This is a genomic window from Photorhabdus aegyptia, assembly GCF_000612035.1.
Taxonomy (GTDB): domain Bacteria; phylum Pseudomonadota; class Gammaproteobacteria; order Enterobacterales; family Enterobacteriaceae; genus Photorhabdus; species Photorhabdus akhurstii.
The window spans coordinates 1-17,582 of the sequence record NZ_JFGV01000015.1 but is presented as its reverse complement, the minus strand read 5'-3'; the positions used below and the strand labels follow the sequence as shown (position 1 = coordinate 17,582).

General features: G+C 40.7%; 12 protein-coding genes. 10 read left to right on the top strand and 2 right to left on the bottom strand.

Going from position 1 to position 17,582, the window contains the following annotated elements; all coding sequences use genetic code 11:
• Nucleotides 1-78 precede the first annotated feature (78 nt).
• Nucleotides 79-1,161: a YeiH family protein gene (locus tag BA1DRAFT_RS06615; RefSeq protein ID WP_036777290.1), complete on the bottom strand. Its 1,083-nt coding sequence runs from the start codon at nt 1,159-1,161 to the stop codon at nt 79-81.
• Nucleotides 1,162-1,350: 189 nt separating this feature from the next.
• Here BA1DRAFT_RS06615 and yieE point away from each other — a divergent pair, with 189 nt between their 5' ends.
• The 8 genes from yieE (at nt 1,351) to dld (ending at nt 13,936) form a co-directional block, all read left to right on the top strand.
• Nucleotides 1,351-2,214, top strand: coding sequence for a DNA-binding transcriptional regulator YeiE (gene yieE / locus BA1DRAFT_RS06610; RefSeq protein ID WP_036777287.1), 864 nt, complete (start codon nt 1,351-1,353; stop codon nt 2,212-2,214).
• 154 nt (nt 2,215-2,368) lie between these two features.
• Nucleotides 2,369-3,850, top strand: a complete 1,482-nt coding sequence (locus BA1DRAFT_RS06605; protein ID WP_036777284.1) for an amino acid permease — start codon at nt 2,369-2,371, stop codon at nt 3,848-3,850.
• A 327-nt stretch (nt 3,851-4,177) separates the two neighbouring features.
• Nucleotides 4,178-5,311, top strand: a complete 1,134-nt coding sequence (locus BA1DRAFT_RS06600) for an ABC transporter substrate-binding protein (RefSeq protein WP_036777281.1) — start codon at nt 4,178-4,180, stop codon at nt 5,309-5,311.
• Nucleotides 5,312-5,335: 24 nt separating this feature from the next.
• Nucleotides 5,336-6,415, top strand: coding sequence for a FecCD family ABC transporter permease (locus BA1DRAFT_RS06595; protein WP_036777279.1), 1,080 nt, complete (start codon nt 5,336-5,338; stop codon nt 6,413-6,415).
• The gene (locus BA1DRAFT_RS06590; protein ID WP_036777277.1) at nt 6,412-7,212 is read left to right on the top strand and encodes an ABC transporter ATP-binding protein; all 801 of its coding nucleotides are present in this window, start codon (nt 6,412-6,414) and stop codon (nt 7,210-7,212) included. The genes BA1DRAFT_RS06595 and BA1DRAFT_RS06590 overlap by 4 nt, the downstream gene beginning before the upstream one ends.
• 874 nt (nt 7,213-8,086) lie before the next feature.
• The gene (locus BA1DRAFT_RS06585) at nt 8,087-10,051 is read left to right on the top strand and encodes a ligand-gated channel protein (RefSeq protein WP_036777275.1); all 1,965 of its coding nucleotides are present in this window, start codon (nt 8,087-8,089) and stop codon (nt 10,049-10,051) included.
• Between the two features lie 594 nt (nt 10,052-10,645).
• Nucleotides 10,646-12,028, top strand: a complete 1,383-nt coding sequence (locus BA1DRAFT_RS06580; protein ID WP_036777273.1) for an APC family permease — start codon at nt 10,646-10,648, stop codon at nt 12,026-12,028.
• Nucleotides 12,029-12,220: 192 nt separating this feature from the next.
• Complete coding sequence (gene dld, locus BA1DRAFT_RS06575; RefSeq protein ID WP_036777270.1) at nt 12,221-13,936, top strand: D-lactate dehydrogenase; 1,716 nt, start codon at nt 12,221-12,223, stop codon at nt 13,934-13,936.
• Nucleotides 13,937-14,076: 140 nt separating this feature from the next.
• On the opposite strand, the gene sbcB is transcribed toward dld, so the two are convergent.
• Nucleotides 14,077-15,507, bottom strand: a complete 1,431-nt coding sequence (gene sbcB, locus BA1DRAFT_RS06570; RefSeq protein ID WP_036777267.1) for an exodeoxyribonuclease I — start codon at nt 15,505-15,507, stop codon at nt 14,077-14,079.
• Nucleotides 15,508-15,792: 285 nt separating this feature from the next.
• Here sbcB and BA1DRAFT_RS06565 point away from each other — a divergent pair, with 285 nt between their 5' ends.
• Both BA1DRAFT_RS06565 and BA1DRAFT_RS06560 read left to right on the top strand, forming a co-directional pair.
• Nucleotides 15,793-16,272 (top strand): Hcp family type VI secretion system effector, encoded by a 480-nt coding sequence (locus BA1DRAFT_RS06565; RefSeq protein WP_036777266.1) that lies wholly within the window; start codon nt 15,793-15,795, stop codon nt 16,270-16,272.
• Nucleotides 16,272-16,919 (top strand): hypothetical protein, encoded by a 648-nt coding sequence (locus BA1DRAFT_RS06560; protein WP_036777263.1) that lies wholly within the window; start codon nt 16,272-16,274, stop codon nt 16,917-16,919. Before BA1DRAFT_RS06565 ends, BA1DRAFT_RS06560 begins: the two co-directional genes overlap by 1 nt.
• Nucleotides 16,920-17,582 lie beyond the last annotated feature (663 nt).

Genomic DNA, 17,582 nt, shown 5'->3' with positions numbered 1-17,582 from the left:
GACATTGTTCAATTACTCAATGAACCATTAAGAATGGAAAGGTTATATGTTGCTGAAATTTTTCCGTGCGGACTTTGATTAACCAAACAAATGTTGAATGCCCAGATTTATCAAAAAACCACCCGCCATCAGCCAGACAAATAAAATTAGAGCTAATAAAATGGGTTTAAATCCGGCCTGACGGATGGCGCTCACATGAGTCGTTAAACCCAATGCCCCCATTGCCATAGTAAGCATAATAGTATCGATATTAATCAGAAAATGAACTATTGCGGCAGGTAGTAAATTGAAAGAATTAAAACCCGCTATTGCAATAAACATCACCGCAAACCAAGGGATAGTCATTGGTGTTTTTTCCTGACGGTTTTTTCCATTTTTAGTGCTGGCTCGGCTAATGTAACGGGATAATAACAACAGGAATGGCGCCAACATCATAACCCTGAGCATTTTACTGATAACGGCTGCGTTTTCCGTTTGATCACTAATCGCATGTCCAACAGCAACAACTTGAGCAACTTCATGAATGGTAGAGCCAGTAAAGATACCGAAAGTTTCCTGAGTAAGTGGTAACCACTGATAATACTCATTGAGTTGATAAAACCACGGATAAATGAAAATAGCGATAGTGCCAAAGATGACAACTGTCGATACCGCAACAGCAACTTTACTGGCAGGGGCGTTTACTACCGGCTCTGTTGCCATAATAGCTGCTGCGCCGCAGATACTGCTACCGGCGCCAATTAGTATTACCGTTTGTTGATCTAATCCAAACAGTGATTTGCCTAGCCAGATTGTAATAAAGAAAGTGGAAGATAATATCACTGCATCAATCAGAAGGCCGGTAATACCAACATCGGCAATTTGTTGAAATGTCAAACGAAAACCGTAAAGAATAATACCGGCTCGCAAGAGATAATGTTTTGAGAAATGGATACCCTTATCGCAATAAGGTTTGAGTAAAGGGTAGACAGTATTACCGGCAATAATCCCCGCAAGGATCGCCAGTGTTAATGTGCCCAGTCCCATATTAATAAACCACGGGATATTTCCGGCATATATTGAAATTGCAGTAAGTATTGCCGCCAATATTAACCCTGGTATTAATTTGATACCGGGGATAGATGATTGTTTGTTGAATCTTTCAGCACGAATATCAGACATAGATGTTTCTCACTTTGCTTATATGTTTTAAGCATAAGCATATAGCAGATTAAGTTATCATTAAAATTGATAATATTTTTATATGTAATCTGAAAAAGTGGTAAAAAAGAGGATTTTTGTTAAGTTGTTTATTACTGTATAAAATTAAAACAAGCTAACTTTGACTGACACCATATTTTGCGGGGCAATATGCACATCACATTGAGGCAGTTGGAAGTTTTTACTGAGGTATTGAAAAGCGGTTCAACGACGCAAGCTTCTCAGCAATTGGCGTTATCTCAGTCCGCAGTGAGCGCCTCATTAACGGATCTGGAAAACCAACTTGGCGTACAGCTTTTTGATCGGGTAGGAAAGCGGTTGGTGACTAATGAACATGGCCGCCTCCTTTATCCCAAGGCTTTGGCGTTGCTAGAGCAGGCAGGGGAAATTCAGCAGTTATTCAAACAGGAGTTGGGAGCGTTACGTATCGCTGCCAGTAGTACCATTGGTAATTATATGTTGCCGGAAATGCTGGCAAATTATCGTCACGATTTTCCTGATACGCCGTTAGAGTTAAATATCAGTAATACGCAGGATGTGATCAATTCTGTGCTGGAATTCCGTGTTGATCTTGGTTTGATTGAAGGTTCCTGTCATAGTCCTGAGTTGATAACTCAGCTATGGATGGAGGATGAGTTGGTTGTTTTTTCTTCTCCCGAAAATCCGTTAGCTAAGCAGGATTTAAAATTGGATGATTTAGTTAAGGCATCATGGATATTAAGGGAGAGCGGATCGGGTACACGAGAAGTGCTGGATCATCTGTTGTTTGCCCGTTTACCTGGGTTCAAGATTTTGATGGAATTGGGAAACTCTGAAGCGATAAAGCATGCGGTCAAATTTGGTATGGGTATCAGTTGCTTATCCAGACGAGTCGTTGCAGAACAATTGCAAAATCACACTTTACTGGAGTTAAAAGTGCCAGGATTAAGACTTTTCAGAACATTGTACCTAATTCATCATCGGCAAAAGCACATGTCTAACGCATTGCAAAAATTGCTCAGTTATTGCCGGTAAGGTTTACGTTCTATCTAAAATCCAGAATTAGCTGTGTTACTTATAATTTTCTCTAAATTATGAAGGTATCTTATAACAGCGCTTCCTCGCTATTTTGATAGTGAGGATTTGTTACAATCCGCCATCAGATTTATTCGCAGCTAACAGGAACAGAATGTCTCAACAACAAAAAAGTGTTTCCGGGAAACCAGTAGCGCAACATTTGCGACGTGAATTGAAAGCTCGGCATCTGGCGATGATTGCCGTTGGCGGATCAATAGGCACCGGGTTATTCGTGGCTTCAGGTGCGACAGTTTCACAGGCAGGGCCTGGCGGAGCATTACTTTCCTATGCATTAATTGGCTTGATGGTTTATTTCCTGATGACCAGTTTGGGTGAACTGGCCGCTTATATGCCGGTTTCCGGCTCTTTCTCAACGTACGGTTCCAAATATGTTGAAGAAGGGTTTGGTTTTGCCTTGGGTTGGAACTATTGGTACAACTGGGCGGTGACTATCGCGGTGGATTTGGTTGCTGCTCAATTGGTTATGGGGTATTGGTTGCCGGATATGCCGGGTTGGATCTGGAGTGCGCTATTCCTCGCGCTGATTTTCCTATTGAATTTTATTTCAGTGAAAGGATTTGGTGAAGCTGAGTACTGGTTCTCTTTAATTAAAGTCAGTACGGTTATTGTCTTTATTGTGGTCGGATTACTGATGATAGCCGGTATCATGAAAGGAGCTGAGGGGGCTGGATGGCATAACTGGACTGTTGGTGATGCGCCTTTTGCTGGTGGCTTCGCAGCCATGATTGGCGTGGCGATGATAGTTGGGTTTTCTTTCCAGGGAACCGAGCTGATTGGCATTGCGGCGGGTGAATCAAAAGATCCGGCGAAAAATGTTCCCAGTGCTGTGCGTAAGGTATTCTGGCGTATTCTGTTGTTCTATATTTTTGCAATCCTGATCATCAGTCTGATTATTCCTTATACTGATCCAAGCCTACTGCGTAATGAGGTCGGTGATATCAGTGTTAGTCCGTTTACGTTGGTATTTGAAAACGCCGGTTTATTATCCGCCGCGGCTATGATGAATGCGGTTATTTTGACGGCTGTGTTGTCTGCGGGTAATTCAGGTATGTATGCATCGACTCGTATGTTGTTCACATTGGCAAAAGAGGGTAAAGCACCGAAGATTTTTGGCAAATTATCCAAAGGCGGTGTTCCACGTAATGCTTTGTATGCAACAACAGTGGTTGCTGCGTTGTGTTTCCTCAGTTCAATGTACGGTAATCAGACCGTCTATCTGTGGTTGTTGAATACTTCCGGGATGACCGGTTTTATTGCATGGTTGGGGATTGCTATCAGCCATTATCGTTTCCGCCGTGGCTATATAGCTCAGGGATTGGATTTAAGTAAATTACCTTATCGTTCGGGATTTTTCCCGGTTGGCCCAATCTTTGCGTTTGTTTTGTGTCTGACTATCACACTAGGACAGAATTATCAAGCATTTCTACAAGATAAAATTGATTGGTATGGTGTCACTGCTACTTATATTGGTATTCCACTATTTTTATTGATTTGGTTTGGTTACAAGTTAGTGAAGAAAACTCACTTTATTAAATATAGCGAGATGAAATTTCCTGATATCGCAAACCAGTGAATGTGAATATGTTAAATCGTGATTAGCAGACGGGCAGGGATCTTTGAAAAAATTCCTGCCCGTCTGGTTTTTATGGTTTTTTAATTCGATTCGCGGTTAGTTTATTATTATCTTAATGTTTTATTTATCTGAGTAGATCAGCCGTTATTGATAGGAAATTAAAAGAAAACCCCCATTTTGTGATCAGATGGGTGTTTTTTATTTTTCATAGAGTTAATCATACAATTAATCACGTAATTTACCAAAATTTGTGTAGATCATATTGATAAGTATTCTCATTTGTCCTATTGTTAATGCCATAATTATTAATATCAAAGGGCTAGCAAAATGAAATTTATATCTCGATCTGTAGCAAAGAGTATCAGTGTCGGCCTGTTAGCGGGTTCGGCAGTCGTGGCAAGCTTCGCATCATGGGCTGAAACGGTCACCGACATAGTTGGTCGCACCGTTGAAGTTCCTGAGAATGTAAATCGTGTTTTGTTGGGCGAGGGCCGTTTGTTCCACGCTATCGCTTTACTTGAAGGCGATAAACCACTGGCCCGTATCGCAGGTTGGCAAGGTGATTTCCGCAAATTGGACCCACAGTCTTATGCTGTCTATAAAGCTAAATTCCCTGAAATTGACAAGGTTCCTTTGATTGGTAATACCAGTGCTGATAGTGTCAGTTCTGAAAAAGTATTAACTCTCAACCCGGATATCGCTATTTTTGGTTTGTCTGGTCATGGTCCTGGTAAAGACAGCGAATTGGTCGCTCAACTTGAAAAGGCAGGTGTTCCGGTTGTATTTGTCGATTTTCGTACTGAGCCGTTAAAGAATACGCTGCCGAGCATTCGTATGCTAGGTAAAGTACTAAATCGTGAGAAACAAGCGGCGGAATATGCCGATTTTTACGAAAAAAATGTAAAGCTGGTGACTGACATCACTAATAAAATCCCGGAAGAGAAAAAACCAACAGTATTTATCGATTTGAGAGCGGGTGCTTTTGAAGACTGCTGTGCAACTGCCGGTGACGGTAATATGGGTAACTTTATCGATTTGGCTGGTGGTAAAAACATTGCTAAAGGTGTTCTGCCAAGCGTACTTGGTAACATGAACCTTGAAAAAATTATTGCAGTTGACCCTTATATTTACATTGCTAGTGGTGCAAAAGCACCAGACAGTAATGAACCTGGTGTAAAACTGGGAGCGCAATCTACGCCTGAATTAGCAAAAGCCAGTCTGAAACAAATGACTGAACGTAAAGGTATTAGCTCGTTGACTGCGGTCAAAGAGGGCAGAGATTATGCGATTTGGCATAACTACTACAACTCTCCATATAATGTGGTAGCAACTCAAGTATTTGCTAAATGGTTTTATCCTAAGCAATTTGCAGATTTAGATCCGCAAAAGACGCTGAATGAATTACACAGTAAATTCCTGGCGGTTGATCCATCAGGGGTCTACTGGATCAGTGAGAAGTAATCGGTAAGTCAGGTAACGGGAATAATGAGCGCCACTACTGAGCCAATGGTGAAACAACAATTAGATGACAGCAGTGTAAAAGTCCATTACCAATATATTTTACGCCGCCGTATTGTGATGATGGTATTCATCGTGCTGATTATTGGTGTGTCATTGGTATTAGATTTTACGATAGGGCCATCAGGTTTATCTTTGTCATCTCTCTGGCAGACTTTAGTGTCGCCAGAGAGTGTGGATGCGGGTACACGGGTAATTGTTTGGGATATCCGTTTACCATATGCCTTGATGGCGGTAGTGATTGGCTTGTCTCTTGGGCTGGCTGGCGCGGAAATGCAGACGATCTTAAATAACCCATTAGCCAGTCCTTCTACTCTGGGGGTTGCTCAAGCGGCTGCATTTGGTGCGGCGTTGGCGATTGTATCCGGTATTGGTATTCCTGGCGTGCCTGATCAATGGTTCATCTCTGCGAATGCTTTCATTTTCGCTTTGTTGGCCGCATTGGTGCTGGATACGATCACTCGTTTGACACGAGTTGCTACGTCTGGGGTAGTATTATTTGGTATTGCATTGGTCTTTACCTTTGAAGCATTGGTTTCCATGATGCAGTTTATCGCAACGGAAGATACCCTTCAGGGGTTAGTACTCTGGACAATGGGTAGTCTTGCCAGAGCAACTTGGATAAAATTGGGTGTTATGTTGTTGGTGTTTGCAGCCGTTTTTCCTATTTCAATGATGAATTCCTGGAGACTGACAGCGCTGCGCCTGGGTGAAGATCGTGCAATCAGTTTTGGTATCGATGTTCGTCGTCTGCGCTTGGGGACATTATTGCGTATCAGTATTCTTGCCGCTTTAGCCGTTGCATTCGTTGGGCCAATTGCCTTTGTCGGTTTAATTGCGCCACATATTGCCCGTATGACGTTTGGTGAAGATCATCGTTTCTATTTGCCAGCTAGTGCCCTAATTGGTGCATTGGTGCTCTCTATGGCGTCCATTGCTTCGAAGAACCTGATCCCTGGTGTTGTTATTCCTGTTGGGATCGTTACTGCGTTAGTGGGGGTTCCATTCTTCCTTAGCATAATTTTACGTCATAGGGGGAATATATGAGCTCGGGATTAACCATTAGCAATTTTTTTGCGGGTTATCCGAAACATTCGGTTATTGAAAATCTGAATGTTGCTCCGTTGCCGCGTGGGAAAATTACGGTACTGTTGGGGCCAAATGGTAGCGGTAAATCAACACTTCTGCGTTCTTTGGCTGGTTTAAATCGTGCAACAGGTCAACTTTGGCTTGATGGTCAAGATTTGATGAAGATGAGTTTTGCCCAGAGATCGGAAAATGTGGTTTATTTACCACAGAGTTTACCTGCTGGTGTTCATTTGCACGTACTAGAATCGATTATCGTTGCTCAACGAGCGTCCGGATGGCGTTATTCTGAAACCAGTGAGGAAGAGGTGATGTCGTTATTACGTCAGTTGGGGATTGAACACCTGGCGTTATGTTATTTAGATCAGTTATCTGGCGGTCAAAAACAGTTGGTCGGATTGGCGCAATCGTTAATCCGTAAGCCAACGTTATTATTGTTAGATGAACCGCTTAGTGCGCTGGATTTAAATTATCAATATCACGTAATGGCGCTGGTGGCGCAAGAAACGTATTGGCGGAATATTATTACTGTGGTCGTTGTACATGACATTAATATCGCATTGCGTCATGGTGAGCATGTATTAATGTTGCAAAAAGGCCATTTAATTGCAGAAGGAACTCCAGAGCAAGTTATTACGTCAGAGAGTCTGGCACAGGTTTATGGCGTCAAAGGCAGAATTGAACGTTGTTCTCAGGGTATTCCCCAAGTATTAGTTGATGGATTGGTTTCAAAGCTAGCGAGTGAGAGTTCATTTTAACTTGTTATTTAAATTATATTTTTTACAAAGTATGGCATAAATTGCACACAAAACTGGAATGTACATAGCTGTACATGAGGGAATGATCTATTTTCCTTATACTACGGTGTTTTAAAAGCTATATTTTTTGTCTGACTAATGTCGAGATCTACTCTTTACTGCCAAGGGTAGTAAATAGAATGACTTAATAAGATAGATTATTATAGCCAATAAAAATACAGTTTTATACTTTATGGTAATAAGATGTTAGTAAACTAATAGAACTACACAGGGATAAATATTTTATTTTCGTTACCTTAGCATACGTTGATTATTCATTTTTATTAAATGAACTACTTAGTGAGCTGAATTTCAGTGATCAATATCACGTAATAGTGCTGGTATCACGAGAAACATATTATCGTAATATTATTACCTTGGGTATTTTGTGATGTTAATACGGTTTTGTGACATGGTAAGGAATTAAACACAATTATCAGAGGGGTATTTTACAGGTATTGATTTCAAAGATAAAGATTGAGGATTAAATTTAACTTGTTGTTTAAATTATGTTTTTAATAAAGCATAGGCGTGGAATACGCACAAAGATCAGAATGTGCATCATCGTACATGGGGAGTGGTTTATTTACCTTATATTACTGTGTGTTTAAAAGCTAACTGTATTTGAAAGCTACAGTTTTTGTCTGGCTAATGCTGGGATTTAATCTTTAACCGCAAAGGATAGTAAATGGAATAAGTTAATAAGATATAAGCAAACTAAAAAAATAATAAAACCACACAGAGGTGAATATTTTATCCTCGTTATTTGAGCACATGTTGATTATCCATTTTTATAGATGAATAAAGTGAAATTATATCTCTTGGAGAATCGAGAATGGGTGTTTTTAATAAAAGAAAAATCGCGTTAGGCGTTATTGCGGCAATCTCATCTAGCTCAGTTTTTGCGGCTAGTAGCAATAATGACACTATTATTGTGACTACAGCAGCAGGCTTTCAACAGAAAATTGAAGATGCGCCAGCGTCTATTTCTGTGGTGAGCCGTGAACAATTGGAAACGAAGGCTTATCGTGATGTGACTGATGCATTGAAAGATGTGCCGGGGGTCGTTGTTACAGGTGGTGCTAGCAACAGTGATATCAGTATTCGTGGTATGTCGCCTCAATATACTATGATTTTGATCGATGGGAAGCGTGTTGACACCCGTGGTACTCGTCCAAACAGTGATAATTCGGGTATTGAGCAGGGTTGGTTGCCGCCATTGGCCGCGATAGAACGCATCGAAGTGGTACGCGGTCCTATGTCTTCCCTTTATGGTTCTGATGCGATGGGAGGGGTGATTAACGTGATCACCCGTAAAGTTCAGAAGGAGTGGAGAACCAATTTCCGTACTGATACGACATTAACTGAAAGTAAAGATTCAGGTAACAGTTATCAGAGCAGTGTTTATGCAGCAGGGCCAGTGGTTGATGGCTTGTTAGGCTTGAAAGTCAATGGCCTATATTCTCACCGCAACGAAGATAAATTTATTAATGGCTTTAATGAGCAAGAAATGCGTAACGGTTCAGCAACTCTTTCTCTAACACCTGATGATAAGAATACTTTTGATTTTGAAGCGGGTCGTTATGAGCAGAAGCGTAATGCTATTAAAGGAAAATCGTCTCGTTATAGTGACTCGAAAAATGATTATGATCGTAATAACTATTCTATTACGCATAATGGCATTTATGATTTCGGTACCATGACTTCATATATTCAACATGATGATTCACGTAATCCTGGGCGTGATATGAGGTATAAAGATACTGTATTTAATAACCAAACCGTCTTTCAGTTAGATGATCATACTGTGAGTATCGGGGGGCAATATCGTTATGAGAACTTACATGGTGGTGATAATAGACTAGCTTCTACTAATGGCTTGGATAAATTGACTCGCTGGAGTTGGGCGTTGTTTGCTGAGGAGGAGTGGCAGATGACCAATGACTTTTCCTTGACTGGTGGTATCCGTATGGATAAGGACGAGAATTTTGGCAGTCATTGGACTCCACGCTTATATGGTGTGTGGCATGTAGATGAACAATGGACAATTAAAGGTGGTGTATCTACAGGTTACCGTTCTCCGGATTTGCGTTATATTTCGGCGGATTGGGGGCAGCAAACAGGTGGTTATGTTGGAAATGGTATTATTCTGGGTAACCCGAATTTGAAACCAGAGAAAAGTGTCAATGAAGAAATTAGTGTTATGTGGAACAATCGGGATAATTTTAATGCTGGATTGACCATATTTAATACTGATTTTAAAGATAAAATCACAGAAATCACAGCTTGTAGTAGGAAGAGTTCAAAACCTTGCACTATCGGAACGGATCCACATGTATATACATTTATCAGTGAACGTATAAACGTACAAAAAGCTAATATTCGTGGTATAGAAGCGACAATGAACTGGGATATCGTTGAAAACTGGTCATTGGCTGCAAACTACACTTACACTGATTCAGAACAGAAGAGTGGGAAAAACAAAGGAAAACCTTTGAACAAAATGCCTAAACATATGGTGAATGCGACTCTGAACTGGCAAGCTTTGCCAGAAATGCAAACTTGGACCCGAGTTAACTTCCGTGGCAAAACTTCAGATTATTTAGATCGTGGTGAAAGAATGAGTGAAGGAACGCCGTCTTATGCCTTTGTGGATATAGGCGCTGTTTATAATCTGACCAAAGATTTACGCGTGTTGGGCGGTGTATATAACGTATTTGATAAACGTGTTACCAGTGAGAATTATGGGGCACAACTGGATGGCCGTCGCTATAACATTGGTATCAATTACGACTTTTAATAACGCGTTCTAACTAACAGTGTCATAATCCTCTTTGTTTGTTGCTGACAGAGGGGATTTTTGTTTTTTACTTATACCGGTAAAAACTGAATAGCAATCCGTTTTGTGTTGTGTTAAAACTTAGCTCACGTCAAAGAAATGTATATGACACCGTTAAATTCCATAGCGTCATTGATGAGTGTGGTAAAAAATAATGAACTTTTAGTGCGGCGAGTATTGCTATTTCAGGTCTTCGAGTGCAGAATTCGCCCACTAGAGAATAACTGATGCGTTTATATGTGTCGGTTATTTTTTTTGCTTTGACTTATTTTTTACTATACCAGAGGCCGGACTCTGAGCCGGATAGATAATTGGCCCACGAGCAACCGCAACGAGGATCGGTTGCCGTAATGAGGAACGCTAATATGGAGCAATTATTCTCTTTCGCACTTGTACCAATCGGTACATGCTGCTGCATCGATGACTACGGAGCGTTGCGCTCTGCGTATAATCCAGCCTCTAACTCTCCTGCCTATAGGCAGAAGCGAAGTCTTCCCAGTAACTGTCGATTAAGTAGTGTCATAACACGAATCGAAGTTATGGGAGGTTTCGCTCATGTCGCGTAATACTGTAATTCCACTAGGCACCAACCAGACTGGTGCGAACAATCGTGTTCAACTCAGAAAAACACTGACCTTGGTTCAGGTGGTGATGATGGGTCTTGCTTATCTGCAACCTATGACCATCTTTGATACTTTCGGCATTGTTTCTGGTTTGACTGACGGTCACGTACCGACATCCTACGCTATTGCTTTGATTGCAATTCTGTTTACCGCCTTGAGCTACGGGAAATTGGTAAAACGTTTCCCATCTGCCGGATCTGCATATACTTATGCACAAAAATCCATTAGTCCGCATGTTGGCTTCATGGTGGGTTGGTCATCGCTATTGGACTATATGTTCATGCCGATGATTAATGTCTTGTTAGCGAAAATTTATCTTCAGGCCATTTTTCCTAGCGTAGATCCGTGGATCTTCGTTGTGGGCTTTGCATTACTGATGACAGCTTTTAACCTGCGTGGCATTAACGTTGTTGCTAATCTCAACACGGGTATTGTTATTGTTCAGGTTGCCATTATGGTTGTATTTGTGGGTTTATTGATCCACGGTGTGTACAACGGGGAAGGAGTTGGGACTTTATGGAGTGCGAAACCATTCGTTTCTGAGGATGCCAATTTAATCCCAATGATTACTGGGGCCACGATTTTGTGCTTTTCATTCCTGGGGTTTGATGGCATTAGTTCGTTGTCCGAAGAGACACCGAATGCTGGTAAGGTGATCCCGAAAGCGATTTTCCTGACAGTATTAATCGGTGGTGTCATCTTTATTGCGGTTTCTTATTTCTTACAGCTCTATTTTCCAGATATCTCTCGGTTCAAGAACCCGGATGAATCTCAGCCAGAAATTATGCTGTATGTAGCGGGTACTCTGTTCCAAGCCATTATCTTGGTTTTCTCTTGTGTCACCGTTTTGGCTTCTGGTATGGCGGCTCACGCAGGGGTTTCCCGTCTGCTCTATGTTATGGGGCGTGATGGTGTATTTCCTGAGAAAGTATTTGGCTATGTTCATCCAAAATGGCGGACGCCGGTAATCAACGTGTCGTTGGTAGGTATTATAGGGTTATCTGCGATTACTTTTGATCTGGTGACTGCAACAGCTCTGATTAATTTTGGCGCGTTGATAGCGTTTACCTTTGTGAACTTGTCAGTCATTTCTCAATTCTATATCCGTGAACGTCGTAACCGTACATTAAAAGATACAATTAATTTCTTGGTATTACCTGTGATAGGTGCTTGTACTGTTAGTGTACTGTGGATGAATCTGGAACAAAGTTCTATGGAGTTGGGGCTAACTTGGGGAGCAATTGGTCTGATTTACATGGTATTCCTGACTCGTCGCTTCCGTCAGCCGATGCCACAATGTTCTGAAATGGTTTAATATCTAGAAAAGAATAATGGCGCCGAATTTGGCGCCATTATTTTTTCTATTTTGTCAATTTACCGTAATAGTGAAGAAAAGGGAGCTTAGGAAAAAAAACAGCGAGGTAGCTTACAGATAAGAAAAATTTCAACGGTAAATGGAGAAAAACAATCTATGCTCTGAGAGGTGATTATTATTAAGGAAGAGACTATGAATGGTACAAAAACCTCTCAAAATCAACAATTCATTACTACCCTGACCAATATTGTCGGTAAATCTCATATCCTGACTGCCCCCCATAAAACTGAACGTTATCGTAAAGGCTTTCGCTCCGGCCAGGGAGACGCTTTAGCTGTCGTATTTCCCGGTTCACTGGTGGAACAGTGGCGTGTGTTTAAAGTCTGTGTTGAAGCAGATAAAATCATCTTAATGCAAGCGGCCAACACGGGGGTAACCGAAGGTTCTACTCCGAATGGCAAGGATTACGATCGTGACATAGTGATCATTAGCACACTGCGCATGAATAAGATTCAGATTTTAAAATCGTGTAATCAGGTAGTTGCGCTACCGGGCAGTACATTATGGCAACTTGAACGTGCGCTCAAGCCACTGGGGCGTGAACCTCATTCAGTTATTGGTTCTTCCTGCATCGGCGCTTCTGTGGTTGGGGGCATCTGCAATAACTCAGGGGGTTCTTTAATTCATCGTGGGCCGGCTTATACCGAAATGGCATTGTATGGACGAGTTAATGAGCGCGGTAAGCCGGAATTGATTAATCATCTGGGGATCTATTTGGGAGAAACGCCGGAAGAGATCCTCTCTTGTCTGGAAGAGCAACGTTATAGTAATCAGGATGTAGAACAGGGGCAGCGTAAAGCATCTGATCATGAATATGCCCAAAGAGTGCGTGACGTAGATGCTGATACTCCATCTCGTTTCAATTCTGACGAACGCCGTTTATTCGAAGCTTCAGGTTGTGCGGGTAAGCTGGTTGTGTTTGCGGTCCGGCTCGATACTTTTCCGGCAGAACCTTTGTCTCAGGTATTTTATATCGGTACCAACCAAACTGGCGTATTGACGGAATTGCGTCGCCATATATTAGCAAATTTTCATAATTTACCGGTGGCAGGTGAATATATGCACCGGGATATTTTCGATATTGCGGAAACTTATGGTAAAGATACTTTTATCATGATTGATAAGCTTGGTACTGATAAAATGCCAGCTTATTTTACTTTAAAGGGGAGAATGGACGCTATCTTCAATCGTATCCCATTTTTGCCTGCCAATCTTGTCGATCGCATTATGCAGGGGTTAAGTCGCTTACTTCCTTCCCATTTGCCTAAGCGTTTAAAAGAATATCGTAATCGTTTTGAGCACCATTTAATATTAAAGATGTCCGGTGATGGGGTTGAAGAGGCCAGAAGCTGGTTGGAAAAATATTTTGGCCAGGTAGAAGGGGATTTCTTTGCTTGTACACCGAAGGAAGGTTCTAAAGCGTTCCTGCATCGTTTTTCCGCTGGTGGTTCTGCGATCCGTTATCAAGCGGTGCATAGCAACACAGTAGAGAATATCCTTTCACTGGATATTGCTCTGCGCCGTAATGATCGTGAGTGGTTTGAACAATTACCCCCAGAGTTTGATGATGTGTTGGTACACAGACTTTATTGTGGGCATTTTATGTGCTACGTGTTCCATCAGGATTACATTGTGAAAAAGGGGGTAGATGTACAGGCATTGAAAGAAAGAATGATAGAACTGCTTGATAAACGAGGTGCGGAATACCCGGCAGAGCATAATGTGGGGCATGTATATCAAGCTAAACCCCAACTTAAGGCTTTTTATCGGATGACTGATCCCACTAACACTCTCAACCCAGGAATTGGAAAAACATCCAAGCTGAAAAATTGGGGCGAAAGATCTTAATGTCAATATTCTCAGTAGTTACAACGTTATGCTGGTATTAAGAAAGTTCAAATCTGTAAAAGTTGATGACAATCATTCTGTTAGAAAGAAAGGCGAGTATATATGACTCGCCGTTTTATATTTGTTCTCGACCCGTTTAATTATCCAGCCAGTTGCACTGCATATTCCATGAGTGCTTTGAGCTGACGGCATTTTTCTTCATTGCTTTGGTGTTCAATGAAGAGTTGTTCAATTATAAAGAAATATTCATTCAGTTTATCCTGAGTTAAGACATCTTGACGATGACGTAACCAACGCTGTTGTTCATCGTAAGTTAGAGTAGCGGGATAGTTTCTGGCACGGTAGCGGAATAACAGCGTTTTAATACGTGGGTCCTGAAAAGTCAGATCGAGTGCCGGTAAATTCTGAGGCAGCGTCTCCCGAATAATATTCATTGCTGCTTTATCGGCACTACTAAAGAAGCCGTCATACAGTTTAGCGTCAACATTATCGGATTCAGGGAAAGGTTCGGCCTCTGCAAACAGTTCTACAACTTTTTCTCTGATTTGTGGATTATTCCGTAGAATAGCCAGATTTCTTTCGCAGTGATTACGATCTAATCCAATACGTTCAGCGTCTTCTGCTCGCAAAGTATTATCGGGGGCGATTATCGGGCACTTATTAATATGAACCAATTTTATAGGGACTGGCAATTGATCTGGCTGCAATTCATCATGGCGGGTATATAGACGTTCACGTAACGTATCTGCATCCAATTCCAGTAATGGTGAAATATCTCCAGCTAAATCGCACATAATAACCGCATTCTGGTTTACTGGATGCCAGGCAAGAGGCGCAACCAAACTGAGGTTGCTGCGAGCGGCGCCAAACATCCCGGAAACATGAACCAGTGGTTTCATTTGAGGGATATCGATGAGGGAGCTAATTTTCTGCTTATTTCTTAACTGAAAGAAATAATTGAACATCTTTGGCTGTACTTCTTTGAGTAATTTTGCCATTGCTATCGTAGCGTAGACATCGGACATAGCATCGTGAGCATGTGAATGTTCAACGCCATTTGCCTTAGTCAGATGTTCTAACTTAAAGCTAGGTAGACCATCTTCATTCTCTGGCCAGACAATACCTTCGGGGCGCAAGGCATAACAGGCACGCAATACATCAAGCAAATCCCAACGGGAATTGCCTTTTTGCCAACTATAAGCGTATGGATCATAAAAATTACGGTAAAAGATATTCCGGCTGACTTCATCATCAAACCGAATATTGTTATAACCGAGGATACAACTGTTCGGTACGCTGAATACATTATGAATCTGGCGGGCAAATTCCGCTTCATTGATCCCTTTTTCTAATGCAATTTGAGGCGTAATGCCTGTAATCATGACAGCTTCTGGTTGTGGCAGATAATCATCAGCAGGTGAACAATAAATAACTAATGGCTCTTCAATAATATTGAAATCCATATCAGTACGAACACCAGCAAACTGAGCCGGTCTGTCTAAGGCCGGATGTTGACCAAAAGTTTCGTAGTCGTGGATGTAGAAAGTGGGTTGTTCGCTGCTATTTTTCACTGTTGTTCACTGTCCAATGATGTTAATTGTTTGTTTTTTCAAAGAATAAGCGACATTTTTGCCATAAAATGCAGGCAATTGTTGCTTACTATCTTAGAGAATCTAGGTAATTACAATCAATATTGTATACATGTTTTCCTACTTTTTGTTTTGCGATTGGAGGCCGATTATTGACATTTTGAGTACTTGAAAAAAATTGTGTGTTTTAAGAACATTTACCCTTGACAATATTGATCTGCCTACCGCAGTATGCATCGAAGTGTTGAAAAAATAAACGAGGTGAATATGTCAAATTTAATTTATTTAACAGTTAAAGGTCAAAATCAAGGGTTAATTTCTGCTGGTTGTGGCAGAAGAGACTCAATAGGTATCAAAGCGCAAAATGGGCACGAAGATAAGATCTTCGTCTATAGTCTGCAACATCTTATGACTCGCAAACAAAATGTTTCACATCATCCGGTAATTATCACTAAACCTATTGATAAAGCTTCTCCTTTATTAGCAAAAAGCTTGGATGATAACGAAAGGTTAGAGTGTTTTCTTGAATCTTACCGTACCAGTGAAAATGGTGGACTTGAGCTTTACTATACAATTCGTCTTGGGCAAGCGTATATTGTTAGTTTAAAATCAGACCACCCGCATTCATTAACCAGTAATCACATGATGCCACAGGAAATTCTTTCAATAGTATATGCCAATATTACCTGGAATAATGTGGCGTGTTCAACAAGTACGTATAGCATTTGGGATGAAAGGGTTTTTTAATGGATGGAGCTAAAGAAATTGCTGAAAAAATGGTTTCGGCTATTAACGATGACAGTAGCTGGCTTACTGGGTTTGCTGAGGGAATATTAGATATTCCGGTGGATTTTTATTATCTCGGTTATGATTATCTTGATACTGATCATAGATGGGATAATGAAAATGACAAATATCGTTTTGTTGGATTGGTAAAATCAGAAGCAATTACGCTTAATAATCTTGAAAGGGTGATTCAGATTATTTTTGAAGATTACTTAGGTAAGCTGAGTGAAGAACAAAAGCAACGATTAATCGAAACGAAAGCTGGGAAAATATTTGGGGGTATGATTTCGAAATATGCCATATTCAGAGGGAGCCTTGGTGCTTTTTTTGGCACAAAATGGTTCACTAAACTTGGAGGATCTGTAGCATTTACTGCGACCTTGGGGATTGGGGCGTCAGTATCCAGGGCTATCTATACTTCTAGGGAATTGGCTCAAACAAACCCGAACTTATATATGTTATTAAGGAGAGAGGGTAACTTGGATTTACTCTATTTTTTAGTTGAGAGTAAAATGGAGCCATATGTCAGAGCATTGGAAGCGTATGATGAAAATCGAGATTTATTTAATGAAATATTTGATGAATTCTCTGTAGGGCTAGATCAATGAAGATAGTAAGCATATTGATGAACACCGTAGTGCATATAATACAGGCAGTAATTGGTACTCTGTGTGTATTTTCAGTCATGGGTTTAGTCTACTTTACACTGATGTCAACATTGGAAAATCGATATCAGTATGCGATAGTTGCAGGTACATGCTTGGCGTTTTCTATTTTTTTTTACTACATTACAGAAAAAATAAAAGAAAAGTGTGGGTTATTTCATTAGATTATGAAAAATAGTTCACTAAGCTGAGTGGATCTGTAACATTTACTCCGAGAAGGTAATATTTCTTGGTTGAAAGTAAAATGGAGCCATATGTTACAACATTGGAGGCGTATGATGAAAATCGAGATTTATTTAATGAAGTATTTGATGAATTCTCTGTAGGGCTAGATCAATGAAGATAGTAAGTATATTGATGAAAATCGTGATGCACATAACTCAAGGGATAATTGGTGGGGTGAGTGTATTTTCAGTTATTGGATTAGTTTATTTTACCTTAATGTCAACATTAGAAAACCGATATCAGTATGCGATAGTTTCAGGTATATGCTTGGCGCTTTCTGCATTTTTTTACTATATAACGGAAAAAATAAAAGAAAAATGTATATTACTCCAATAGGCAGGGCAACCGCATGAATGATTAAATATCACTCACATTAGCAAA